The 17,124-nt window shown below is 67.9% G+C and carries 15 protein-coding genes; 7 read left to right on the top strand and 8 right to left on the bottom strand.

Going from position 1 to position 17,124, the window contains the following annotated elements:
- Positions 1-6: 6 nt before the first annotated feature.
- Both PSR88_RS30775 and PSR88_RS30770 read right to left on the bottom strand, forming a co-directional pair.
- The gene (locus tag PSR88_RS30775) at positions 7-603 is read right to left on the bottom strand and encodes a CHAP domain-containing protein (protein WP_016883281.1); all 597 of its coding nucleotides are present in this window, start codon (positions 601-603) and stop codon (positions 7-9) included.
- Positions 604-629: 26 nt separating this feature from the next.
- A complete protein-coding gene (locus PSR88_RS30770; protein WP_051004180.1) occupies positions 630-1,358 on the bottom strand; it encodes a DNA alkylation repair protein in 729 nt (242 codons plus the stop codon).
- 174 nt (positions 1,359-1,532) lie between these two features.
- Here PSR88_RS30770 and PSR88_RS30765 point away from each other — a divergent pair, with 174 nt between their 5' ends.
- Together PSR88_RS30765 and PSR88_RS30760 are read left to right on the top strand one after the other, a co-directional pair.
- Positions 1,533-1,898 (top strand): SPW repeat protein, encoded by a 366-nt coding sequence (locus PSR88_RS30765; protein WP_029539480.1) that lies wholly within the window; start codon positions 1,533-1,535, stop codon positions 1,896-1,898.
- A gap of 86 nt (positions 1,899-1,984) precedes the next feature.
- Positions 1,985-2,638 (top strand): TetR/AcrR family transcriptional regulator, encoded by a 654-nt coding sequence (locus PSR88_RS30760; RefSeq protein WP_011598094.1) that lies wholly within the window; start codon positions 1,985-1,987, stop codon positions 2,636-2,638.
- Here the strand turns inward: PSR88_RS30760 and PSR88_RS30755 are convergent.
- From PSR88_RS30755 to PSR88_RS30740, 4 genes are all read right to left on the bottom strand, one after another.
- A complete protein-coding gene (locus PSR88_RS30755) occupies positions 2,626-3,399 on the bottom strand; it encodes a glutamate racemase (RefSeq protein ID WP_009479290.1) in 774 nt (257 codons plus the stop codon). The two genes, PSR88_RS30760 and PSR88_RS30755, sit on opposite strands and share 13 nt — an antisense overlap.
- A 32-nt stretch (positions 3,400-3,431) precedes the next feature.
- Entirely contained in the window at positions 3,432-4,661 is a 1,230-nt protein-coding gene (locus PSR88_RS30750) for an FAD-dependent oxidoreductase (RefSeq protein WP_016883284.1), read from the bottom strand.
- 83 nt (positions 4,662-4,744) lie between these two features.
- Positions 4,745-7,276, bottom strand: a complete 2,532-nt coding sequence (locus PSR88_RS30745) for an ABC transporter permease (RefSeq protein WP_009479288.1) — start codon at positions 7,274-7,276, stop codon at positions 4,745-4,747.
- A gap of 4 nt (positions 7,277-7,280) precedes the next feature.
- Complete coding sequence (locus PSR88_RS30740; protein WP_005239421.1) at positions 7,281-8,054, bottom strand: ABC transporter ATP-binding protein; 774 nt, start codon at positions 8,052-8,054, stop codon at positions 7,281-7,283.
- A gap of 142 nt (positions 8,055-8,196) precedes the next feature.
- On the opposite strand from PSR88_RS30740, the gene PSR88_RS30735 reads away from it, so the two are divergent.
- The 5 genes from PSR88_RS30735 to PSR88_RS30715 all read left to right on the top strand — a co-directional run bounded on the left by PSR88_RS30735 (position 8,197) and on the right by PSR88_RS30715 (position 13,801).
- On the top strand, positions 8,197-9,114 hold the full coding sequence (locus PSR88_RS30735; protein WP_016883285.1) for a hypothetical protein: 918 nt from the start codon (positions 8,197-8,199) through the stop codon (positions 9,112-9,114).
- A gap of 72 nt (positions 9,115-9,186) precedes the next feature.
- Positions 9,187-10,749: a long-chain-fatty-acid--CoA ligase gene (locus PSR88_RS30730; RefSeq protein WP_009479284.1), complete on the top strand. Its 1,563-nt coding sequence runs from the start codon at positions 9,187-9,189 to the stop codon at positions 10,747-10,749.
- Positions 10,746-11,174: a YchJ family protein gene (locus PSR88_RS30725; RefSeq protein ID WP_011598089.1), complete on the top strand. Its 429-nt coding sequence runs from the start codon at positions 10,746-10,748 to the stop codon at positions 11,172-11,174. Before PSR88_RS30730 ends, PSR88_RS30725 begins: the two co-directional genes overlap by 4 nt.
- 24 nt (positions 11,175-11,198) lie before the next feature.
- Positions 11,199-11,801 (top strand): hypothetical protein, encoded by a 603-nt coding sequence (locus PSR88_RS30720; RefSeq protein ID WP_016883286.1) that lies wholly within the window; start codon positions 11,199-11,201, stop codon positions 11,799-11,801.
- Positions 11,802-11,902: 101 nt separating this feature from the next.
- Positions 11,903-13,801, top strand: a complete 1,899-nt coding sequence (locus PSR88_RS30715; RefSeq protein WP_009479281.1) for an ABC transporter ATP-binding protein — start codon at positions 11,903-11,905, stop codon at positions 13,799-13,801.
- Here the strand turns inward: PSR88_RS30715 and PSR88_RS30710 are convergent.
- Positions 13,782-15,185 carry a maltokinase N-terminal cap-like domain-containing protein gene (locus tag PSR88_RS30710; RefSeq protein ID WP_009479280.1) on the bottom strand — a complete coding sequence of 468 codons (1,404 nt, stop codon included), beginning with the start codon at positions 15,183-15,185 and terminating at the stop codon, positions 13,782-13,784. The two genes, PSR88_RS30715 and PSR88_RS30710, sit on opposite strands and share 20 nt — an antisense overlap.
- A complete protein-coding gene (gene treS, locus PSR88_RS30705) occupies positions 15,182-17,038 on the bottom strand; it encodes a maltose alpha-D-glucosyltransferase (RefSeq protein WP_029539482.1) in 1,857 nt (618 codons plus the stop codon). The genes PSR88_RS30710 and treS overlap by 4 nt, the downstream gene beginning before the upstream one ends.
- Positions 17,039-17,124 lie beyond the last annotated feature (86 nt).

The raw sequence follows: 17,124 nt of genomic DNA, 5'->3' as shown, positions 1-17,124 counted from the left end.
CGCCGCTCACCCGAGCCGGCCGAAGCCGACGACGGCGGAGTCGCTCGACCAGTCCACGGTGTGGACGCGGATACGGCCGAACTCGTTGCCGCCGACCGTCGTAGCGGTGTCCCCGTCGACGGCGACGACGATGTTGGTGTGCTGGCCGACCCAGCTGCTGTTGTCGTAGAGCACCACGTCCCCGACGGTCGGGCGGTATCCGCCACCGACCTCTTCGAACCGCGACTGCGACTCGTAGTACTCCTGCAACGTGTAGACCCCGGGAATCCGCCAGTGCCCGGAATTCGGATTCGACAGTGGCCGGCCGGCTTCCCGCATGATCCAGCTGACGAAGTCCGCACACCAGGGCTCTTCGACCCCTTCGGAGTAGAACGTGCCCGGCCGCTGCCTGTCGTGTTCGGCCTCGAGCAGCCCGACGATCCGTGCCTGCTGCGGCGACAACGCGGTCGTGTCGACGGCCGGGAATTCCGCGGTGTCCCAGGGCAGGTAACGGTCCGGCGCCAGCCACAACACCCCTCCCGCCACGACGACCAGCACCGCAACGACGGCGGCGACGATCAGCCCGGCACGTCGGCGGCGGCGAGTGGGCGCGGGAGCAGTCATGCCACCCGAATGTAGCGGGTATCCGGTCACCTCATCGCGCGGTAGCCCGCGCGCTCCTCGGCGGTCAGATGCTCACACGCGTACGTCAGCGCGGTGCGACCCATCGCCGCAGCGTGCCGGTCGAGGAAACCGGTGAGCAGGTCGCGGTCGACCCGCTTACCGACCTCGCGCAGCATCCAGCCCGTCGCCTTCTGCGTGAGGTCGCGGCGATCACCCAGGACGGACTCCGCGACCTCGAGTGTCGTGGAAGCGTCACCCCGGCGGATGAAACCGAACGTACTGAGCAGCGCCACGCGGCGCCGCCAGAGGTCGTCGTCCGCGGCCAGCGCGAACACCGGGTCCCGCGGCCGGTCGTACAGCCACGCGCCCAGGATCCGGTCGGCGGACGAATCCACCAGATCCCAGTTGTTCACCCGTCCCCGCAGCACCAGGTCGAGGTAGAAGGAAGCGATCTTCTCGCGCAGGGCGTCGTCACCGACCTTCGCCGCCCGGTCGAACTGCGTCGCGAGCACTAGCAGCCCCGCCAGTCGATGCTCATGCACCGGACTGTCGAGAAGCACCGTCACCTCCGGAAGGTCCAGATCGGCGTGAGCACGGACCACGCTGCGCGTCCCGGGAACCCGCACGCCGATGAAGACGTCGCCCTCCCCGTATTCCCCCGGACCGGTCTTGAAGAACCGTGCCAGATTGACGGCGTCGGCCGCGTCCGACAACTCGTCGAGTGCGCGCTTCAGGTCGTCCGCGGTGGAAGTCACGAACGCACTGTCCCACAGGTGACCGACAGTCGCCGTGACAGTGCGGTCGAAGATCACGAAACATACTCTGACCTGCAGTTCGCGTTATCCGACTGCAACGAGCCAGGTATTGATCGGTCGGTCAATCAGGCGTGTACTCGAGGTGGACACAATCCATTTTCGAGGAGGCTGGACATGAGATCGTGGAGTCGTATGCAAGATGTGGTGGCGATCGTGATCGGAGTTTTCGCGGCGCTCTCGCCGTTGTGGCTCGACACCAACAACGCCGCGATGTGGTCACTCATCGTGCTCGGTGTACTCGTGGCCCTCTCCGGTCTCGTCCATATGAGCCGCCCGGAGATGACTGTGGCCGAGTACGCGATGGCCGTCTTCGGAGTGCTGTTGTTCCTCTCCCCGTGGGTGATGAACTTCGACGCATTCACAGGCGCGTCGTGGACCGCATGGGTCGTCGGTGTCCTGGCAGTCGTCGTGGCTGTCACCGGATTGCCGATGATGAGTTCCCGGATGCACGGACACGGAGGGCTGGCGACTCATCACTGATCCGTGAACCACAGCACCGAGAACATCGATTGGGGCGGGGCACAGGCTTACGGCCTGTGCCCCGCCGTTCACGTCCGGAAAGGCCCATGCCAACACCCCATCTCGGTAAGCCCGGTGGCCCCCAACCGCGGAAAGGCCGGCGGCGGCGCAGCGCGAAGATCGACGGCGACGCCCGGGAACTGATTCTCGACGCTGCCGAATCCCTCTTCGCCGTACACGGATTCGATGCCACGTCCACCGCATCGATCGCCTCTGCCGCGCACGTCCCGAAAGGACTGGTGTTCTACTACTTCCCCTCCAAGACCGACATCCTTCTGGCGCTGCTGTCCGAAAGACTGCCGACCGAACCCTTCGGCGACGTGGGCCCCCTGGTGACTCCGGGTGACCCCGCCGCCAGCCTCGTCAACCTCGACAACGCGCTGAATCTGCGCGACCACCACTCGTCGGTGATGCGCGTGATCATCTGGCGCGAGGCCGAGACCCACCCGGACGTCCGTGCGCACCTGCGACGGTTCCGCGACTACCTCAGCGACATCACCGAGCGTCTCCTGCAGGCCAGTTCGCCCTACCCCGTGCAACCCGGAACGCTCCGGGCCTGCGCGACGGCGTGGGTGGCCGCGATGTTCTCCGTGGCCGGCAGCGACCGCCTCCACGACCTCGACGACCTGCCGCGACGGCACGGCGAGGAACTCGACAACGTCGCACGCGTCGTGGCGGCCGGGATGGTTCAGCTCGGCTGAGAACGCCCCGCCGACAACAGCTGACCGGCGGGGAACGCCTCGGCGCTCGCGGGCAGACGCCCGGGCCTCCCGCTGAGGAAGACCTCGACGGTGCCCTCCCCCGCGCTCGGACGGTTCAACGCATCGATGCGGCGGAGGGTCTGCGTCGCCACCGCCTCGGCGCTGTCGAACAGCCGAACCCCGGCGGGGAGCTGCGCCGCGATCTCGTCGGCCATCAACGGATAGTGGGTGCAGCCCAGCACCACCCCGCCCACATCGTCGGGTGTGCGCTCCACGGCCGAGGCGATGGCAGCGGTGGCCGCGTCCCGCTCGCCGCGGTCGATCGCCTCGGCGAGGCCGTGGCACGCGACACCCACGACGGAACTGCCGTTCCCGAACTTCTCGATCAGATCCGCCTGATACCGGCTCGCCGTCGTCGCCGCGGTCGCCCAGACGGCCACCGACTCACACGCGGCAGCCGCCGGTTTGATCGCAGGAACCGTGCCGACGACCGGAACTGCCGGTCCGACGAACTCCCGGACGTGGTCGAGTGCGGTGACACTCGCCGTGTTGCACGGCAGCACGATCACCTCGGCTCCGCGGTCGAGGCAGCGCTGCGCGGTCGCGAGAACGCGGTCGATCACCCACTGTTCCGGTTTGGGACCCCACGGAGCCCCGTCCGGATCCAGAGCGAGGATCAGATCGAGGTCGGGTCGCAACTTGCGCAGCCACGCCGACGTCGGCAGCATGCCGAGACCCGAGTCGATGAGCGCAACAATCACTCGGAGAATCTATCGCGCCCCCGCCCGGCCGCCTACGCCGACGCGGCCTCGAGGACCTCGCCGATCGGCGTTCCCGCCGCGATCTTGCCCCGCATCTTCATGACGCCCCCCGCCATTCCACCGCCGACGACACCGGCCAGGATGCCGTCCCGCTCGTAGTAGGCGAGGAACTTGCGGCCGTCGTCCTTGATCACGTGCACCTCGTCGGTGGCCGCCACCGTGCCCAGGGCCTGGATCTTGATGTCGTACTGGTCGCTCCAGAAGTACGGGACCTGAGCGGCGGCGTTCTCGTCGCCGGTCCCGGTCAACGCCCCGGCGAGGATCTTGGCCTGCTCACCGGCATTGCTCCAGTGTTCGACGCGTTTTCGACCGCCCACCCGCAGCTGCCACGCGGCCACGTCGCCGACCGCCCACACGTGCGGGACCGCCGTGCGTCCGACGCCGTCGCACACCACACCGTTGTCCAGTTCGACGCCGGAGCCGTCGAGCCACGCGGTGACCGGCACCGAGCCGACTCCGATCGCCACGACGTCGACGTCCACCTCGGTTCCGTCGCCGAGGACGGCTCCGGTGACCCGGTCGGTGCCCACCAGCGACGTGAGCCCGACACCGGCCCGCAGATCGACCCCCTCGCCGGTGTGCAGCCGGGCGACGAGTCCGCCGATCTTCTCGCCGAGCACGGACGCGAGCGGCGTCGGCTGCGGCTCCACCAGCACCACGTCGAGGCCACCCGCCCGCATGCTCGCCGCCAGCTCGCAGCCGATGAACCCCGCCCCGACGATCAGTGCGCGCTTGCCCTCGGCGAGGTCCGCGCGCAACGCCAGGCTCTCGTCGATGGAACGGAGAACGTGGACGCCCGCGAGGTCCGGGAGACCGGGTATCCGCCGCGGCACGAGGCCGGTGGCGATCACCAGTTCGTCGTAGCCGAGTTCTGTGCCGTCGGCGAGTCTCAGGATGCGGGATCCGCTGTCCACCGCGACCGCCTCGACGCCCAGACGCAACTGGATGTTCTTCTCGTCGAAGAACTCACGCGGCTTGAGCGTGGTGTCGCTCTTCTCCCCGCGCATCACTTCCTTCGACAGCGGCGGACGGTCGTACGGAAGGTGCGGTTCACCGCCGAGAAGCACCAGGTCACCCTCGTATCCGGCCCGCCGGAGCTCCTCGGCGGTGCGCAGACCTGCCAGGCCCGCTCCGACGATCACAATTCTCTGCACTGTCCCCGTACCCGCCCAATCTGCCCCTGCGACGAACATGACCGCCATCACATCTCTGGCACAAGTCATATCAAACGCGCTCCGCGCCCGTGAGTACTTATTAACCGTCCGCGGTTAACAAGTACTCACGGTCAGAGGTCGGCGATGGCCTCGAGGGGCCGGGTGCGGGCGGCGCGGCTCGCCGGCCACAGCGCTGCGAGCACACCGACCACACCGGATCCGAGGAGCATCGCGATCACCTGCCCCCACGGCACCGTCACCTGGTCGAGACCCTGGTCCTTCAGGGTGCTCACGAAACCCCACCCGAATGCGATGCCGAGCAGCACGCCGACGGCCGCACCGAACACCGCGATGAGCATCGACTCCAGGTAGATCGTGCGACGCATCTGCGACCGCTGCATTCCGACCGCGCGGAGCATGCCGATCTCCCGCCTGCGCTCGACCACCGACAGCGCGAGCGTGTTGATGATGCCGAGGATCGCGATCACGACGGCGAGTGCGAGCAGTCCGTACAGGATGGCGAGGAGAGTGTCGATCTGCTGCCCCTGTGTTCCCTTGAACTGTTCCCGGTCCTGCACCTGAACCACGACGAACTGCTTGGTCGCGGATTCGAGGTCGGCTCGCAGCTGCGTCAGATCCGCACCCGGTTTCGCGTCGATGAGGACAGCCAGATCGGGAATGGTCGCGGCCGGCATCACCTGGCGGTACACGTCGTCCGAGACGAGCCAGTCGCCGACCAGCTGGTTGTCTTCGAAGACGCCTGTCACCTCGGCGTCGACGACCTTCCCGTCGGCGCTCGTCATCGGGACGGTCGTCCCCAGCGTCCAGCCCTTCTGCGCGGCCGTCGTCTGGGACACGACGAGGTGGTTGCCCGTCAGATCGGCGCCACCCTCGACGAGCTCGTAGTCGAGGACGCCCTCGAGCGGGCCGTCCAGCGACGCGCCCTGCTCCTGCTCGTCGTCGACCTTCACGGACACCGGATGCAGGGCGGCGGCGCTCTGGACGTCGTCGAGGTTCCGCACGGCTCTCGCCGCGCCGCTGGGCACACCGATCTGGTTGGGGCCGGTGAGCACGTAGTCGGCGGACACCCCCGAGTCGACGAGCTGGTTGACGCTGGCCTTCGCGGACGCGCCGAACACGCCGATGACGGACACGAGCATCAGACCCAGCGTCAGCGCGAAGGCGGTGGCCGCCGTGCGGCGCGGATTCCGCACGGCGTTGGTGCGGGCCAGGCGCCCGACCGGACCGAACGGCTTGGCCAGCACCGCGCCGAGAGCTCCGACGATCGGGCGGGACAACGCCGGGGCGGCGAACAGCACGGCGAGGATCAGACCGAGCGCGCCGGCACCGACGACGGCGGCCGCGCCACCACCCGTGCCCCGCGAACCGATGACGAGTCCCACGACGCCGAGGACACCGAGGACTGCACCGGCGATGGTGCGCACGTGCAGTGAGTCGCCGGTGGACGCGAATTCCTCCCGCATCGCCGCGACCGGCGGGACCTTGGACGCGCGCCGGGCGGGTGCGTACGCGCTGACGGTTGTCACGAGCACCCCGACCACGAGGGCGATGAGAATCGTGCGCGGCCCCACTTGCAGGGGACCCTCGGGCAGACCGACGTCGAACGCGTTCAGCAGTCCGCGCAGACCGTAGGCCAGGCCGACGCCGGCGGCGATCCCGATCGCGCTGCCGATCACGCCGACCACGAGGGCCTCGAAGACCACGGAACGGCCCACCTGCTTGCGGCTGGCACCGATCGCGCGGAGCAGCGCCAGTTCGCGCAGGCGCTGGGCCACGATCATCGAGAACGTGTTGTAGATGATGAACGTGCCGACGAGCAGGGCGATCGCACCGAATGCGAGGAGGAAGTAGTTGATGAAGCTCAGCGCCTCCGTCACCTGCGCCTTGGTCTCCTCGCGCACCTCGTCGCCGGTCTGGACCTTCGCGTCGGGAAGGGCCGCGGCGATCTCGTCGCGCAGTTCGGTCTGGGACACACCCGTTCCGGCGACGTCGATGTACTCGACGTGCTTGCCGTCGGTGAACAGTTCGCGGGCCTGCGAGTCGACGAACGTCGCGCCGATGAATCCACCGGTCTCGTTGCCGGTGTCGTAGATGCCGGAGACGGTGACGTCGACCATGCCGCGAGCGGGCACGAGAACCTTGGCGGTGTCGCCGACCGCCAGTTGCGCGCGTTCTGCGGCACTGGCGTTGACGGCCATCTGGCCGACCTGAGCGGGCGGGCCGCCCTGAACGTACTCGTCGGGTTCACCGAGCGCCTGGCCCGGCGGCAGATAGGACTCGCCGATGCTCGGCGCACCACCCGTCTGGACGGCGGCACCGTCGGAGTCGATGAGGACGATTTGCCCGCTGACGGCAGGTGCCACCGCGCGCACTCCGTCCAGCGCGGTGATGGTGTCGAGGTCGGCGAGGGGCACTCCGCTGGAGTTGCGCTCCTCGCTCGACACCCGCACGTCGACCCCTTGCGCGGTGTTCTCGAAGATCGAGTCGAACGTCTTCTGGAGTGTGTCGGTGAAGACGAAGGAACCGGCGACGAACGCGGTGCCGAGCACCACGGACAGCACCGTCAGTGCCAGCCGGACCTTGTGTGCCGCCAGGTTGCGCAGCGACACCTTGCGCATCGGGGCGCTGGATGTGGACGCCATGCGGTCAGACCGCCGCGTCGGACGCGAGGGCGTGAGCGGGCTCGTCGAGTCGCTTCATGGTGTCGAGGACCGAATCGGCCGTCGGGTCACGCAGTTCGTCGACGATCTTGCCGTCGGCGAGGAAGACCACCCGGTCGGCGTAGGCCGCCGCGCGGGGATCGTGCGTGACGATGACGACGGTCTGATGGAACTCGTCCACCGCGGCCCGCAGGATCGACAGCACCTCACCCGAGGACTTGGAGTCGAGGTTGCCGGTGGGCTCGTCACCGAAGATGATCTCCGGCTGCCCGGCCAGGGCGCGCGCGCACGCGACGCGCTGTTGCTGACCGCCGGACAACTCGCCGGGGCGGTGCTCGAGACGGTCCTGCAGTCCGAGCTTGGTGAGCACGTTCTCGAGCCATGCGGCGTCCGGCTTGCGGCCCGCGATGTCTAGCGGAAGGGTGATGTTCTCCAGTGCCGTCAGCGTCGGCACCAGGTTGAACGCCTGGAACACGAAGCCGATCCGGTCACGTCGCAGCTGCGTCATCTGCTTGTCCGTCAGGGTCGTCAGCTCGGTGTCGCCGATGAGGACGGAACCCGAACTGGCCGCATCGAGACCGGCCAGGCAGTGCATCAGCGTCGACTTACCGGAACCGGACGGTCCCATGATCGCGGTGAACTCACCACGGGCGAACTCCGCGGATACCGCGCTGAGCGCGTGGACCTGGGTGTCGCCGGTGCCGTACGTCTTGGACAGCTCGACAGCACGGGCAGCGACAGCGGGGGCATGCGTGCTCATGATCGCCTTTCGTATTTCTCTTGTGCGGTCCGGCCCCGTGGTGACGGGCCGGGACGGTGCACGCGCGGCGCACTCCTCCATCTTGTCGACACCCGCTGCGGCCCGCCATCAGGGACCACCCTGATCTTCGGTCGCCGCGGCCGTGATCTCCGACACGGAGACCCCCGCGGAAACGCCCACAACGGAAGTACCGACCTGGGAGAATTCCGGTATCGCCGGTGCGAAGGAGAGCCTCATGGCCATCGAATCCCCCAAACCCCGGGCCGGATCGCGGTTCCTCGACGCTTTCCTGCAATCACCGTTCGCCGGTCTGGCGCCGTGGATCGTGATGTCGCTGCTGTCCGGCCCCGGGCGGTTCGAGGAATCGGTCGCCACCGCTCTCGGGTTGTCGATTCTGTTCCTGTTCCTCAGCCACCGCCGCGGCGGAACCCTCAAACCTCTCGAAGTGTTCGACATCCTCTACTTCGGGTGCCTCGCCGCGATCGGACTGTTCGCGTCCGACGACCTGATCACCTGGCTGGAGAAGTGGTCGGGCGAGATGTCGAGCCTGGCGCTGGTCGCCTTCGCGTTCGGGTCGCTGCTACTGCGCAATCCGTTCACCCTGCCGTACGCGAAAGAGACCACACCCGAGGAGTATTGGACCTCGCCGCTGTTCCTCAAGGTCAACCAGCTCATCACGCTGGTGTGGGCACTGTCCTTCACGGTGTCGGCGGCGGCTGGACTGTACGGCGACCTGGTCCTCGACCAGCCGGACAATTTCTGGACGGGCTGGATCATCCCGATCGGGGCGTTGCTGTTCGCGCTGTCCTTCACCGAGTGGTATCCGGACGTGGCGAGCGCGCAGGCGCCGCGGGAGCCAGGGGAACCGGAAGAAGTGGCACCACCCCTCGTCAAACTGTTCGACTTCCTGCCGCCGTTCGTGGTCGGCGTGGGTATCGCGATGCTCGTCACGGACAACGACCCCGACTGGCTGGGCATCACCCTGATCGTGGTCGGCGCCCTCGGCACCGCCGCGCTGCGACGCGCGGACGCACAGAGCCGAAGCAGTTCGGCCGCGTGAGGCAAAACGTCACTGATCGAATCACCGGCTACTAGCCTGATGTGACTGACGTCACAGACGAGAGGTGGGCGCATGTCGGACGCCGACAACGAGATCATCTTCGACCGACTCGCGCACTGGGCGCAGGTCCGACCGGACGACGTCGCCGTGCAGTTCCAGGGCACCGAATACACGTGGTCCGGGTGGCACGACCGGATCCTGCACATCGCGGGAGCCTTGGCGGAGGGCGGAATCGGGGCCGGCGACACGGTCGCGTTCGTCGACAAGAACCATCTGTCCTGCCTCGAGGTCACCTACGCCGCGTCGCTCCTCGGCGCGGCCGCCGCGGTTCCCAACTGGCGGCTGGCCGGTGAGGAACTCGACTACGTGATCAACGATTCCGGGGCGCGGATCCTGTTCGTGGGCAACGAGTTCCTCCAACAGGTCATGGCACTGCGCGACCGGTTGACCGGTATCGAGCAGATCATCACCGTCGGCGGGGAGCACGACGAGTTCGAGCCGTGGCTTGCCGAGGCGCCGGTGCTGTCGTCGAGGCCGGAGGTGGGAGCGGATGCCACCGCGCTGATCCTGTACAGCTCGGGAACCACCGGCAGGCCGAAGGGCGTTCAGCTGACCCACCGCAACCTGATCGCCCACAGCACCGCGGTGCTCGAGATCCTGCCCGCGCGGCACGACGACTGCCTCCTCGTCGCCATGCCGCTGTTCCACGTCGGCGGAAGTTGCTACGCCATCATGGGCGTGCACGCCGGCGCCCGGTGCCACTTCACCCGGGAGGCCGACGCCCCGTCCCTGTTCGGCGCGCTCGCTGCGGGTGCGAACATCGCGTTCCTGGTGCCGCCGGTGATAGCCGGAGTGCTCGCCGCCGGCGAGCAGGCCGTGGCCGCGTTCGGTGCGCTGCACCGCATCACGTACGGCGCGGCGCCGATGCCGCTGCCGTTGCTGCGCAGCGCGCTCGCCGCCTGGCCCGAGGCGGAGTTCGTCCAGGTCTACGGAATGACCGAGTGCGCGGGTGTCGTCACCGCGCTGCTGCCCGAGGTGCATCGCGACGCGGCACAGGAGGAGAGGATGGCGTCGGCGGGACAGCCCATTCCCGGGGTGGAGATGCGCATCGTGGACCCGGCCACCACCGAGGACGTCGCTCCCGGCGAGACGGGGGAACTGTGGTGGCGTTCCGAACAACGCACACCCGGCTATCTCGGCAAGCCCGAGGCGACGGCGGAGGCCATCACCGCCGACGGGTGGTTGCGCAGCGGCGACATGGGACGGGCGGACGCCGACGGTTTCGTGTTCATCGAGGACCGCCTGAAGGACATGATCATCACCGGCGGTGAGAACGTGTACTCGCCCGAGATCGAACGGGTGCTCGTCGAACACCCGGCGGTGGCGGAGGTGGCGGTGATCGGCGTGCCCGACGACCACTGGGGTGAGACGGTCAAGGCCGTCGTCGTACCGGTGACCGGGACGACCATCGAACCGGACGAGCTGATCCATTACACCCGCCAGCGTCTGGCGAAGTTCAAGTGCCCGACGACGGTCGACGTCGTCGACCTGCTCCCCCGCAACCCCACCGGCAAGATCCTCAAGCGGGAACTGCGCGCGCCGTACTGGAAGGACCGCACGCACAAGCTCGTGTGACCGCCGTCCATACTGGGATCGTGACCGTTCGATGCCCCTGCCTGCTCGGTGAACCGTACGACGAGTGCTGCGGGAGGTATCACCGCGGCGAGGCGACGGCGCCCACCGCCGAGCGTCTCATGCGATCACGGTTCAGCGCGTTCGCCGTCCTGGATGCCGACTACCTGCTCGCGACATGGCATCCGAGCACCCGGCCCGGGACCCTGGACCTCGATCCGGAGCAGCGCTGGACCCGCCTCGACATCCTGGCCACGAGCGGCGGCGGACTGCTCGACACCACCGGAACCGTCGAGTTCCGCGCGCACTACGTACTGGACGGCCACCGCGAATCGCTGCACGAGAACAGCCGATTCGTCCGTGAGGACGGCAATTGGCTGTACCTGGACGCGATCGCGACGCCACGCCAGGGTCTCCCCCTTCTCTGATCGGCCCCGGCTTACGATCGGATCATGATCAACCACCGGATCGGTCCCTTCGCCGCGTTCGCCGCCTGCGCCCTGGCCCTGACGCTCACCGGATGCTCGGAGTCGAACTCCCCCAGCAGTGTGGCGGCGACGTCACCGGCCGCGGCCGCCACCACCAGCAGCGCCCTCGAATCCGAGTCGGCGCCGATCCCGACCGACGCGTCGCCGAAATCGTCCGCGGCGTCCGAGTCCGCGAAGCTCACGGTCACCGACGTCCGCGTCGGCGAGCACGACGGATTCGACCGCGTGGTGTATGAACTCGGCGGCAAGGGCACACCGGGCTGGCGGGTCGCGTATGTGGACGAGGCGGTGCAGGACGGCAGCGGCAGGACGATTCCGGTGTCGGGCAACGGCATCCTGCAGGTGCAGATCGACGGCTCGGCGTACCCGTTCGACAGTGATGTGGAGGGATACTCGGGCCCCGACCCGGTCCCCGGTGTTCCCGGCGGCACGGTGACGGAGGTCAACGGCGCGCTCGTGTTCGAAGGCGTCACGCAGTCGTTCATCGGCGTGACGCAACCGGGCCGCCCCTTCACGGTGTCGACTCTGTCCGACCCGACGCGGGTGGTCGTGGACGTCGCGAAGTAGCGCTTCCGCGCTCGCCGCTTGACCTCGAGTAACGTTGAGGTTCTACCGTCGTGTCATACCCCGGCTCTACCGTGGGGGGATAGCGACAGGAGGCCGCTGGCATGAGCATGGAAGTCACGGCGTGGAACGCGATGTACAACGCGATGCACGCCCAAGAGGATCGTCGACCCTTCTCCCGCACGACGTTGCGGCGGATAGCCCGGTTCGCCCTGCCACACCGCCGCAGCCTCGGGTGGTACCTGCTGCTCAGCGTCGTCACGGCCGCGCTGGCGGTGGCCACCCCGGTGCTGGCGGGCCGGGTCGTCAACGCCATCGTCGGCGGCGACGCGGTGTCCGTCGTCGTACGCCTCGCGGCACTCATCGCGGTCATCGCCGTACTCGAATCCGCCCTCGCCCTGTGGACGCGGTGGCTGTCCGCGAGCATCGGCGAGAACCTGATCCTCGACCTGCGGACCGCCGTGTTCGACCACGTGCAGCGGATGCCGATCGCCTTCTTCACCCGCACTCGGACCGGCGCGCTGGTCAGCCGCCTCAACAACGACGTGATCGGTGCGCAACGCGCGTTCAGCGACACGCTGTCGGGCGTGGTGTCCAACCTCGTCACGCTCGGCATCACGCTCATCGTGATGATCGGGATCTCCTGGCAGATCACGCTGTGCGCACTGCTGCTGTTGCCGATCTTCGTCCTGCCCGCCCGCAGGATGGGCGCGCGGCTGGCTCAACTCAATCGTGAGGCGGCCAACCACAATTCGGTGATGAGCACTCAGATGACGGAGCGGTTCTCGGCGCCGGGTGCCACACTCGTGAAGCTGTTCGGCCGCCCGTCGGAGGAGTCCGCCGAGTTCGCGGTCCGGGCCAGGCGGGTGCGGAACATCGGTGTCCGCACCGCGATGCTGCAGTCGGTGTTCGTCACCGCGCTCACTCTCGTGTCCGCTCTCGCGCTGGCGCTCGTCTACGGGCTGGGTGGGTTCTACGCACTGCGCGGACAACTCGACGCGGGAGCAGTCGTCGCGATGGCGATGCTGCTGACCCGGTTGTACTCACCCCTCACGGCGCTGGCCAGCGCACGGATGGATGTGATGAGCGCGCTGGTGAGCTTCGAGCGCGTCTTCGAGGTCCTCGACCTGAAGCCGCTGATCGCCGAGAAGCCCGACGCGGTCGCGGTGCCCGACGGCCCGGTATCCGTCGAGTTCGACTCCGTGGAATTCGCGTATCCCTCGGCCGACAAGGTGTCGCTGGCATCGCTCGAGGAGGTCGCGACCCTCGACACCCGCGGCGGCGTCGACGTGCTGCACCGGCTGTCGTTCCGTGCCGAACCCGGGCAGATGGTCGCCCTGGTGGGATCGTCCGGAGCCGGCAAGTCCACCATCGCCCAACTGGTTCCCCGGCTCTACGACGCGGACGCGGGCTCGGTGAAACTCGGCGGGGTGGACGTGCGCGACCTGACCGCCGACTCCGTGCGGGCCACCGTCGGCATGGTGACTCAGGACGGGCACCTCTTCCACGACACCGTGCGGGCCAACCTCTTGCTCGCCCGGCCGGGTGCCACGCCGGCCGAACTCGCGGAGGTGCTGGAACGGGCGCGGCTCACCGACCTCGTCGCGGCCCTGCCCGACGGCCTCGACACGGTGGTCGGCGAACGCGGCTACCGGCTGTCGGGAGGCGAACGCCAGCGGCTGACCATCGCGCGCCTGCTACTCGCACATCCGCGGGTGGTCATCCTCGACGAGGCGACGGCGCACCTCGACTCCACGTCCGAGGCCGCCGTCCAGGAGGCCTTGGGCGAGGCCCTCGCCGGGCGGACCGCGGTGGTGATCGCGCACCGGTTGTCGACCGTCCGCGCGGCCGATCTGATCCTCGTGGTCGAGGCCGGGCGCATCGTCGAACGCGGCACCCACTCCGAGCTGCTCGCCGCGGGCGGCCGATACGAGGAGCTGTACCGCACTCAGTTCGACACGGGCACGGTGTCGTCCCCGACGCTCACCGAGGTGCTGAGGTGAGTCTGCGAATGGCGGAGAGGGGCAGGCCGATCCAATTAGGGCGGTTCCTCGCCTCGTACACGGTCTCGTACACCGCCTTGTCGAGTTCGTAGGCTCGGAGCAACGCCGCCGCCTCGCGTGGGTCGGTGCCCGACACGGAGGCGTAGCCCTCACAGAAGGCGTCGGCGTTGCGCTGCGCCCACTCCCTCGCGCGGAAGTCCCGCTGCGACGCCGCCCCCATCGCTCCCATCGGCACCGAATCTGCCAGTAGGTGGTGAGCGGCGTAGTCGAAGGACCGCAGCATTCCCGCCACATCCCGCAACGGGCTATCCCGTTCCCGGCGCTCGTCGAGCGTCTTGGCGGGCTCCCCCTCGAAGTCGATGAGCAGCCACCGCTCCGGTGTCCGCAGCACCTGACCGAGGTGGAGGTCGCCGTGAATCCGCTGGACGGTGGTGGCGCCCAGAGCTTCCGCCTCGGCGAACTTGCCCCGCACCGCCGCCGCCACCTCCCCCAGTTCGGGAACGATCGAGGTGGCGGCGTCCAGCCTGCGCGTCATCGCCTCCACGGTCGTCGACGCCACCTGTCGTTCCTCCGCACCGAGCGCACGCGCCAGGGTGGCATGCACCTCGGCGACCGCAGCGCCCATCCGATAGGACTCACCGGCGAAGTCCGTCCCCAACTCCGCGGCGTGGAGATCCGCTTCGATCAGGAGGTCGCGGACGCTGCCCAGCGCCATGCTCCACCCGTCCGCCGAGTTGGCCTCGAAATCCTGGACCATCGCGAGGGTGGTCAGAATCCCGGCCACGTCCGTCTCCATCCACGCCCGCAGCGTCGCCACGTATTCACTGCCCGCTTCGGCGAGCGCGAGGTGGAGTTCTACGTCCGGGTTCACGCCCGGCGTGACCAGCCGGAAGATCTTCATCAGGAGCTTCTCCCCCAGCACCACCGACGTGTTCGACTGCTCCGCACCGAGTGTCCGCCCGCGGAGCCCCGGTTCGATCACCGTGCCCGGCACCGTCTTCAACTGCACCGGCCCCGATCCCTCGGCCTCCGACAGCAGGTCGGCGTACAAGGTGATGATCTCGGCATCGTGCAGGCCGTCGTACGCGATCATGATGTTCCCGTCGCCGTCCGGCAGCGCCCACGGCTCGAGGTCCTCCGGCAGATGACTGCGAAAACCCAGAGGTATCTGATACACCTGCGGCGGTCCTGCCTCGAACTCCACCGACACCAGGAGATGCTCGGCGGAGAACCCGAACGCCGTCGTCAGTTCGTGGCGCAGCAGGATCCGCACCGCCGCGATGGTGGTGCCCTTCGCGGCGAACCACCGCCGGTCCGGCAACCACCGGACGAGTTGCCGCTCGAGGGTCTCGTCGGGAATGCGTTCACTGGTGGGTTCGTTCACTGCTGCACCGCCTGTTCCGCTTCGCTGCTGACCGGGTGTCCGCTCACCGCGCCGTCGGACTTCGGATCCGGTTGCAGCGCAAACCAGAAGAATCCGTGACCGGGGAGTGTGATCATGTACCCGCCGTCCCCGATCGAGGGGAAGGGAACGGAACCGGTGAGCTCCACGGGGATTCGGCCGGCGAACTGGGTGAGGTCCAGGATCACCGCCTGCGGGAACCTGGACAGGTTGTTGACGCACAGGATGACGTCGCTGTACGGGCGGTCCTGGCTCGGCGGCGTCTCCCGCACATACGACAGGACGGCCGGGTTCGCACTGCCGAGTTCGGTGAACGACGCCGTTCCGAACGCCGGATGCTGTTTGCGAACCTGGATCAGGCGCCGGGTCCAGTGCAGCAACGAGTTGGTCGAGTTCATCTGCGCCTCGACGTTCACCGACTGGTAGCCGTACGTGGGATCCATGATGACCGGCAAGTACATCCGGGCTGGGTCGGCACGGGAGAATCCGGCGTTGCGGTCGGGCGTCCACTGCATGGGAGTCCGCACCGAGTCCCGATCGCCGAGCCAGATGTTGTCGCCCATGCCGATCTCGTCGCCGTAGTAGAGAACGGGCGAACCCGGCAGACTCAGCAGCAGCGCGGTGAACAGCTCGAGCTGGTTGCGGTCGTTCTCGAGCAACGGCGCGAGACGTCGCCGGATGCCGATGTTCGCCTTCATCCGCGGATCCTGCGCGTACTCGGAATACATGTAGTCACGCTCCTCGTCCGACACCATTTCGAGGGTCAGCTCGTCGTGGTTCCGGAGGAAGATTCCCCATTGGCACGAACTCGGAATCGGCGGGGTCTGCGCGAGGATCTCGGAGATCGGAAACCGGTTCTGCCGGCGCACGGCCATGAAGATGCGGGGCATCAACGGGAAGTGGAACGCCATGTGGCACTCATCGCCCACGTCCGGCTCCCCGAAGTACTCCACGACGTCCGACGGCCACTGGTTGGCTTCGGCGAGAAGCGCCCGCCCCGGGTACTCGGCGTCCATGACGGCCCTGCATTTCTTGAGAAACGCATGCGTCTCGGGCAGGTTCTCGCAGTTGGTGCCCTCCCGCTCGAACAGGTAGGGCACGGCGTCCAGCCGGAAGCCATCGATTCCGAGGTCCAGCCAGAATCGCAGCACGTCGATCATCGCGTCCTGGACGTCGGGATTGTCGTAGTTCAGGTCCGGCTGATGGGAGAAGAACCGATGCCAGTAGTACTGCTTGCGCACCGGATCCCACGTCCAATTAGACGTCTCGGTGTCAACGAAGATGATGCGCGCGTCCGGATACCCTTCGTCACGGTCCGACCACACGTAGAAGTCGCCGTACGGGCCATCGGGGTCGGTGCGCGACTCCTGGAACCACGCGTGCGTGTCGGACGTGTGGTTCATGACCAGGTCCGTGATGACTCTGATCCCGCGGCGGTGCGCCTGATCGAAGAGCTGGACGAAATCCTCGACCGTCCCGAACTCCGGGAGCACGGCGCGGAAGTCGCGGATGTCGTAACCGCCGTCGCGTAGCGGCGAATCGTAGAACGGCGGCAGCCACAGGCAGTCGACCCCGAGCCAGGACAGGTAGTCGAGTTTGGACGTCAGCCCCTGGAGATCGCCCGTTCCGTCGCCGGAGGAATCGAAGAACGCGCGGACCAGCACCTCGTAGAACACCGCGGTCTTGAACCACTCGTTGTTCACTTGCAGTTCTCTGGCGTGGAAGAAGTCCTCGGACCGGGCCTCGATGAGGTGGCCTTCGAGGTCGTGCTCCGGTGAGGCCGCGCCCTCCCGGGACGGGTCGGCGAAGGCCGACGACGAATCTTCCAGGGCCATAAGCACCTCGGTTCGCGACTCGATCACAGGAACAGGGGCGTTCCCCGGACAGTGCCTCGATCGTAGGTCGGTCCTGCCCGAACCGC

The sequence above is a fragment of the Rhodococcus sp. DK176 genome (genome assembly GCF_038447315.2).
Classification (GTDB): Bacteria; Actinomycetota; Actinomycetes; order Mycobacteriales; family Mycobacteriaceae; genus Rhodococcus_F; species Rhodococcus_F jostii_A.
Note: the sequence above shows the minus strand (reverse complement) of the source record. Positions and strands in the feature narration are given on the sequence as shown.

Coding starts and splice junctions, on each gene's coding strand:
- PSR88_RS30775 (WP_016883281.1), bottom strand. CDS start 603: ATGACTGCTCCCGCGCCCACTCGCCGCCGCCGACGTGCCGGGCTGATC.
- PSR88_RS30765 (WP_029539480.1), top strand. CDS start 1,533: ATGAGATCGTGGAGTCGTATGCAAGATGTGGTGGCGATCGTGATCGGA.
- PSR88_RS30760 (WP_011598094.1), top strand. CDS start 1,985: ATGCCAACACCCCATCTCGGTAAGCCCGGTGGCCCCCAACCGCGGAAA.
- PSR88_RS30750 (WP_016883284.1), bottom strand. CDS start 4,661: ATGGCGGTCATGTTCGTCGCAGGGGCAGATTGGGCGGGTACGGGGACA.
- PSR88_RS30745 (WP_009479288.1), bottom strand. CDS start 7,276: ATGGCGTCCACATCCAGCGCCCCGATGCGCAAGGTGTCGCTGCGCAAC.
- PSR88_RS30740 (WP_005239421.1), bottom strand. CDS start 8,054: ATGAGCACGCATGCCCCCGCTGTCGCTGCCCGTGCTGTCGAGCTGTCC.
- PSR88_RS30730 (WP_009479284.1), top strand. CDS start 9,187: ATGTCGGACGCCGACAACGAGATCATCTTCGACCGACTCGCGCACTGG.
- PSR88_RS30720 (WP_016883286.1), top strand. CDS start 11,199: ATGATCAACCACCGGATCGGTCCCTTCGCCGCGTTCGCCGCCTGCGCC.
- PSR88_RS30715 (WP_009479281.1), top strand. CDS start 11,903: ATGAGCATGGAAGTCACGGCGTGGAACGCGATGTACAACGCGATGCAC.
- treS (WP_029539482.1), bottom strand. CDS start 17,038: ATGGCCCTGGAAGATTCGTCGTCGGCCTTCGCCGACCCGTCCCGGGAG.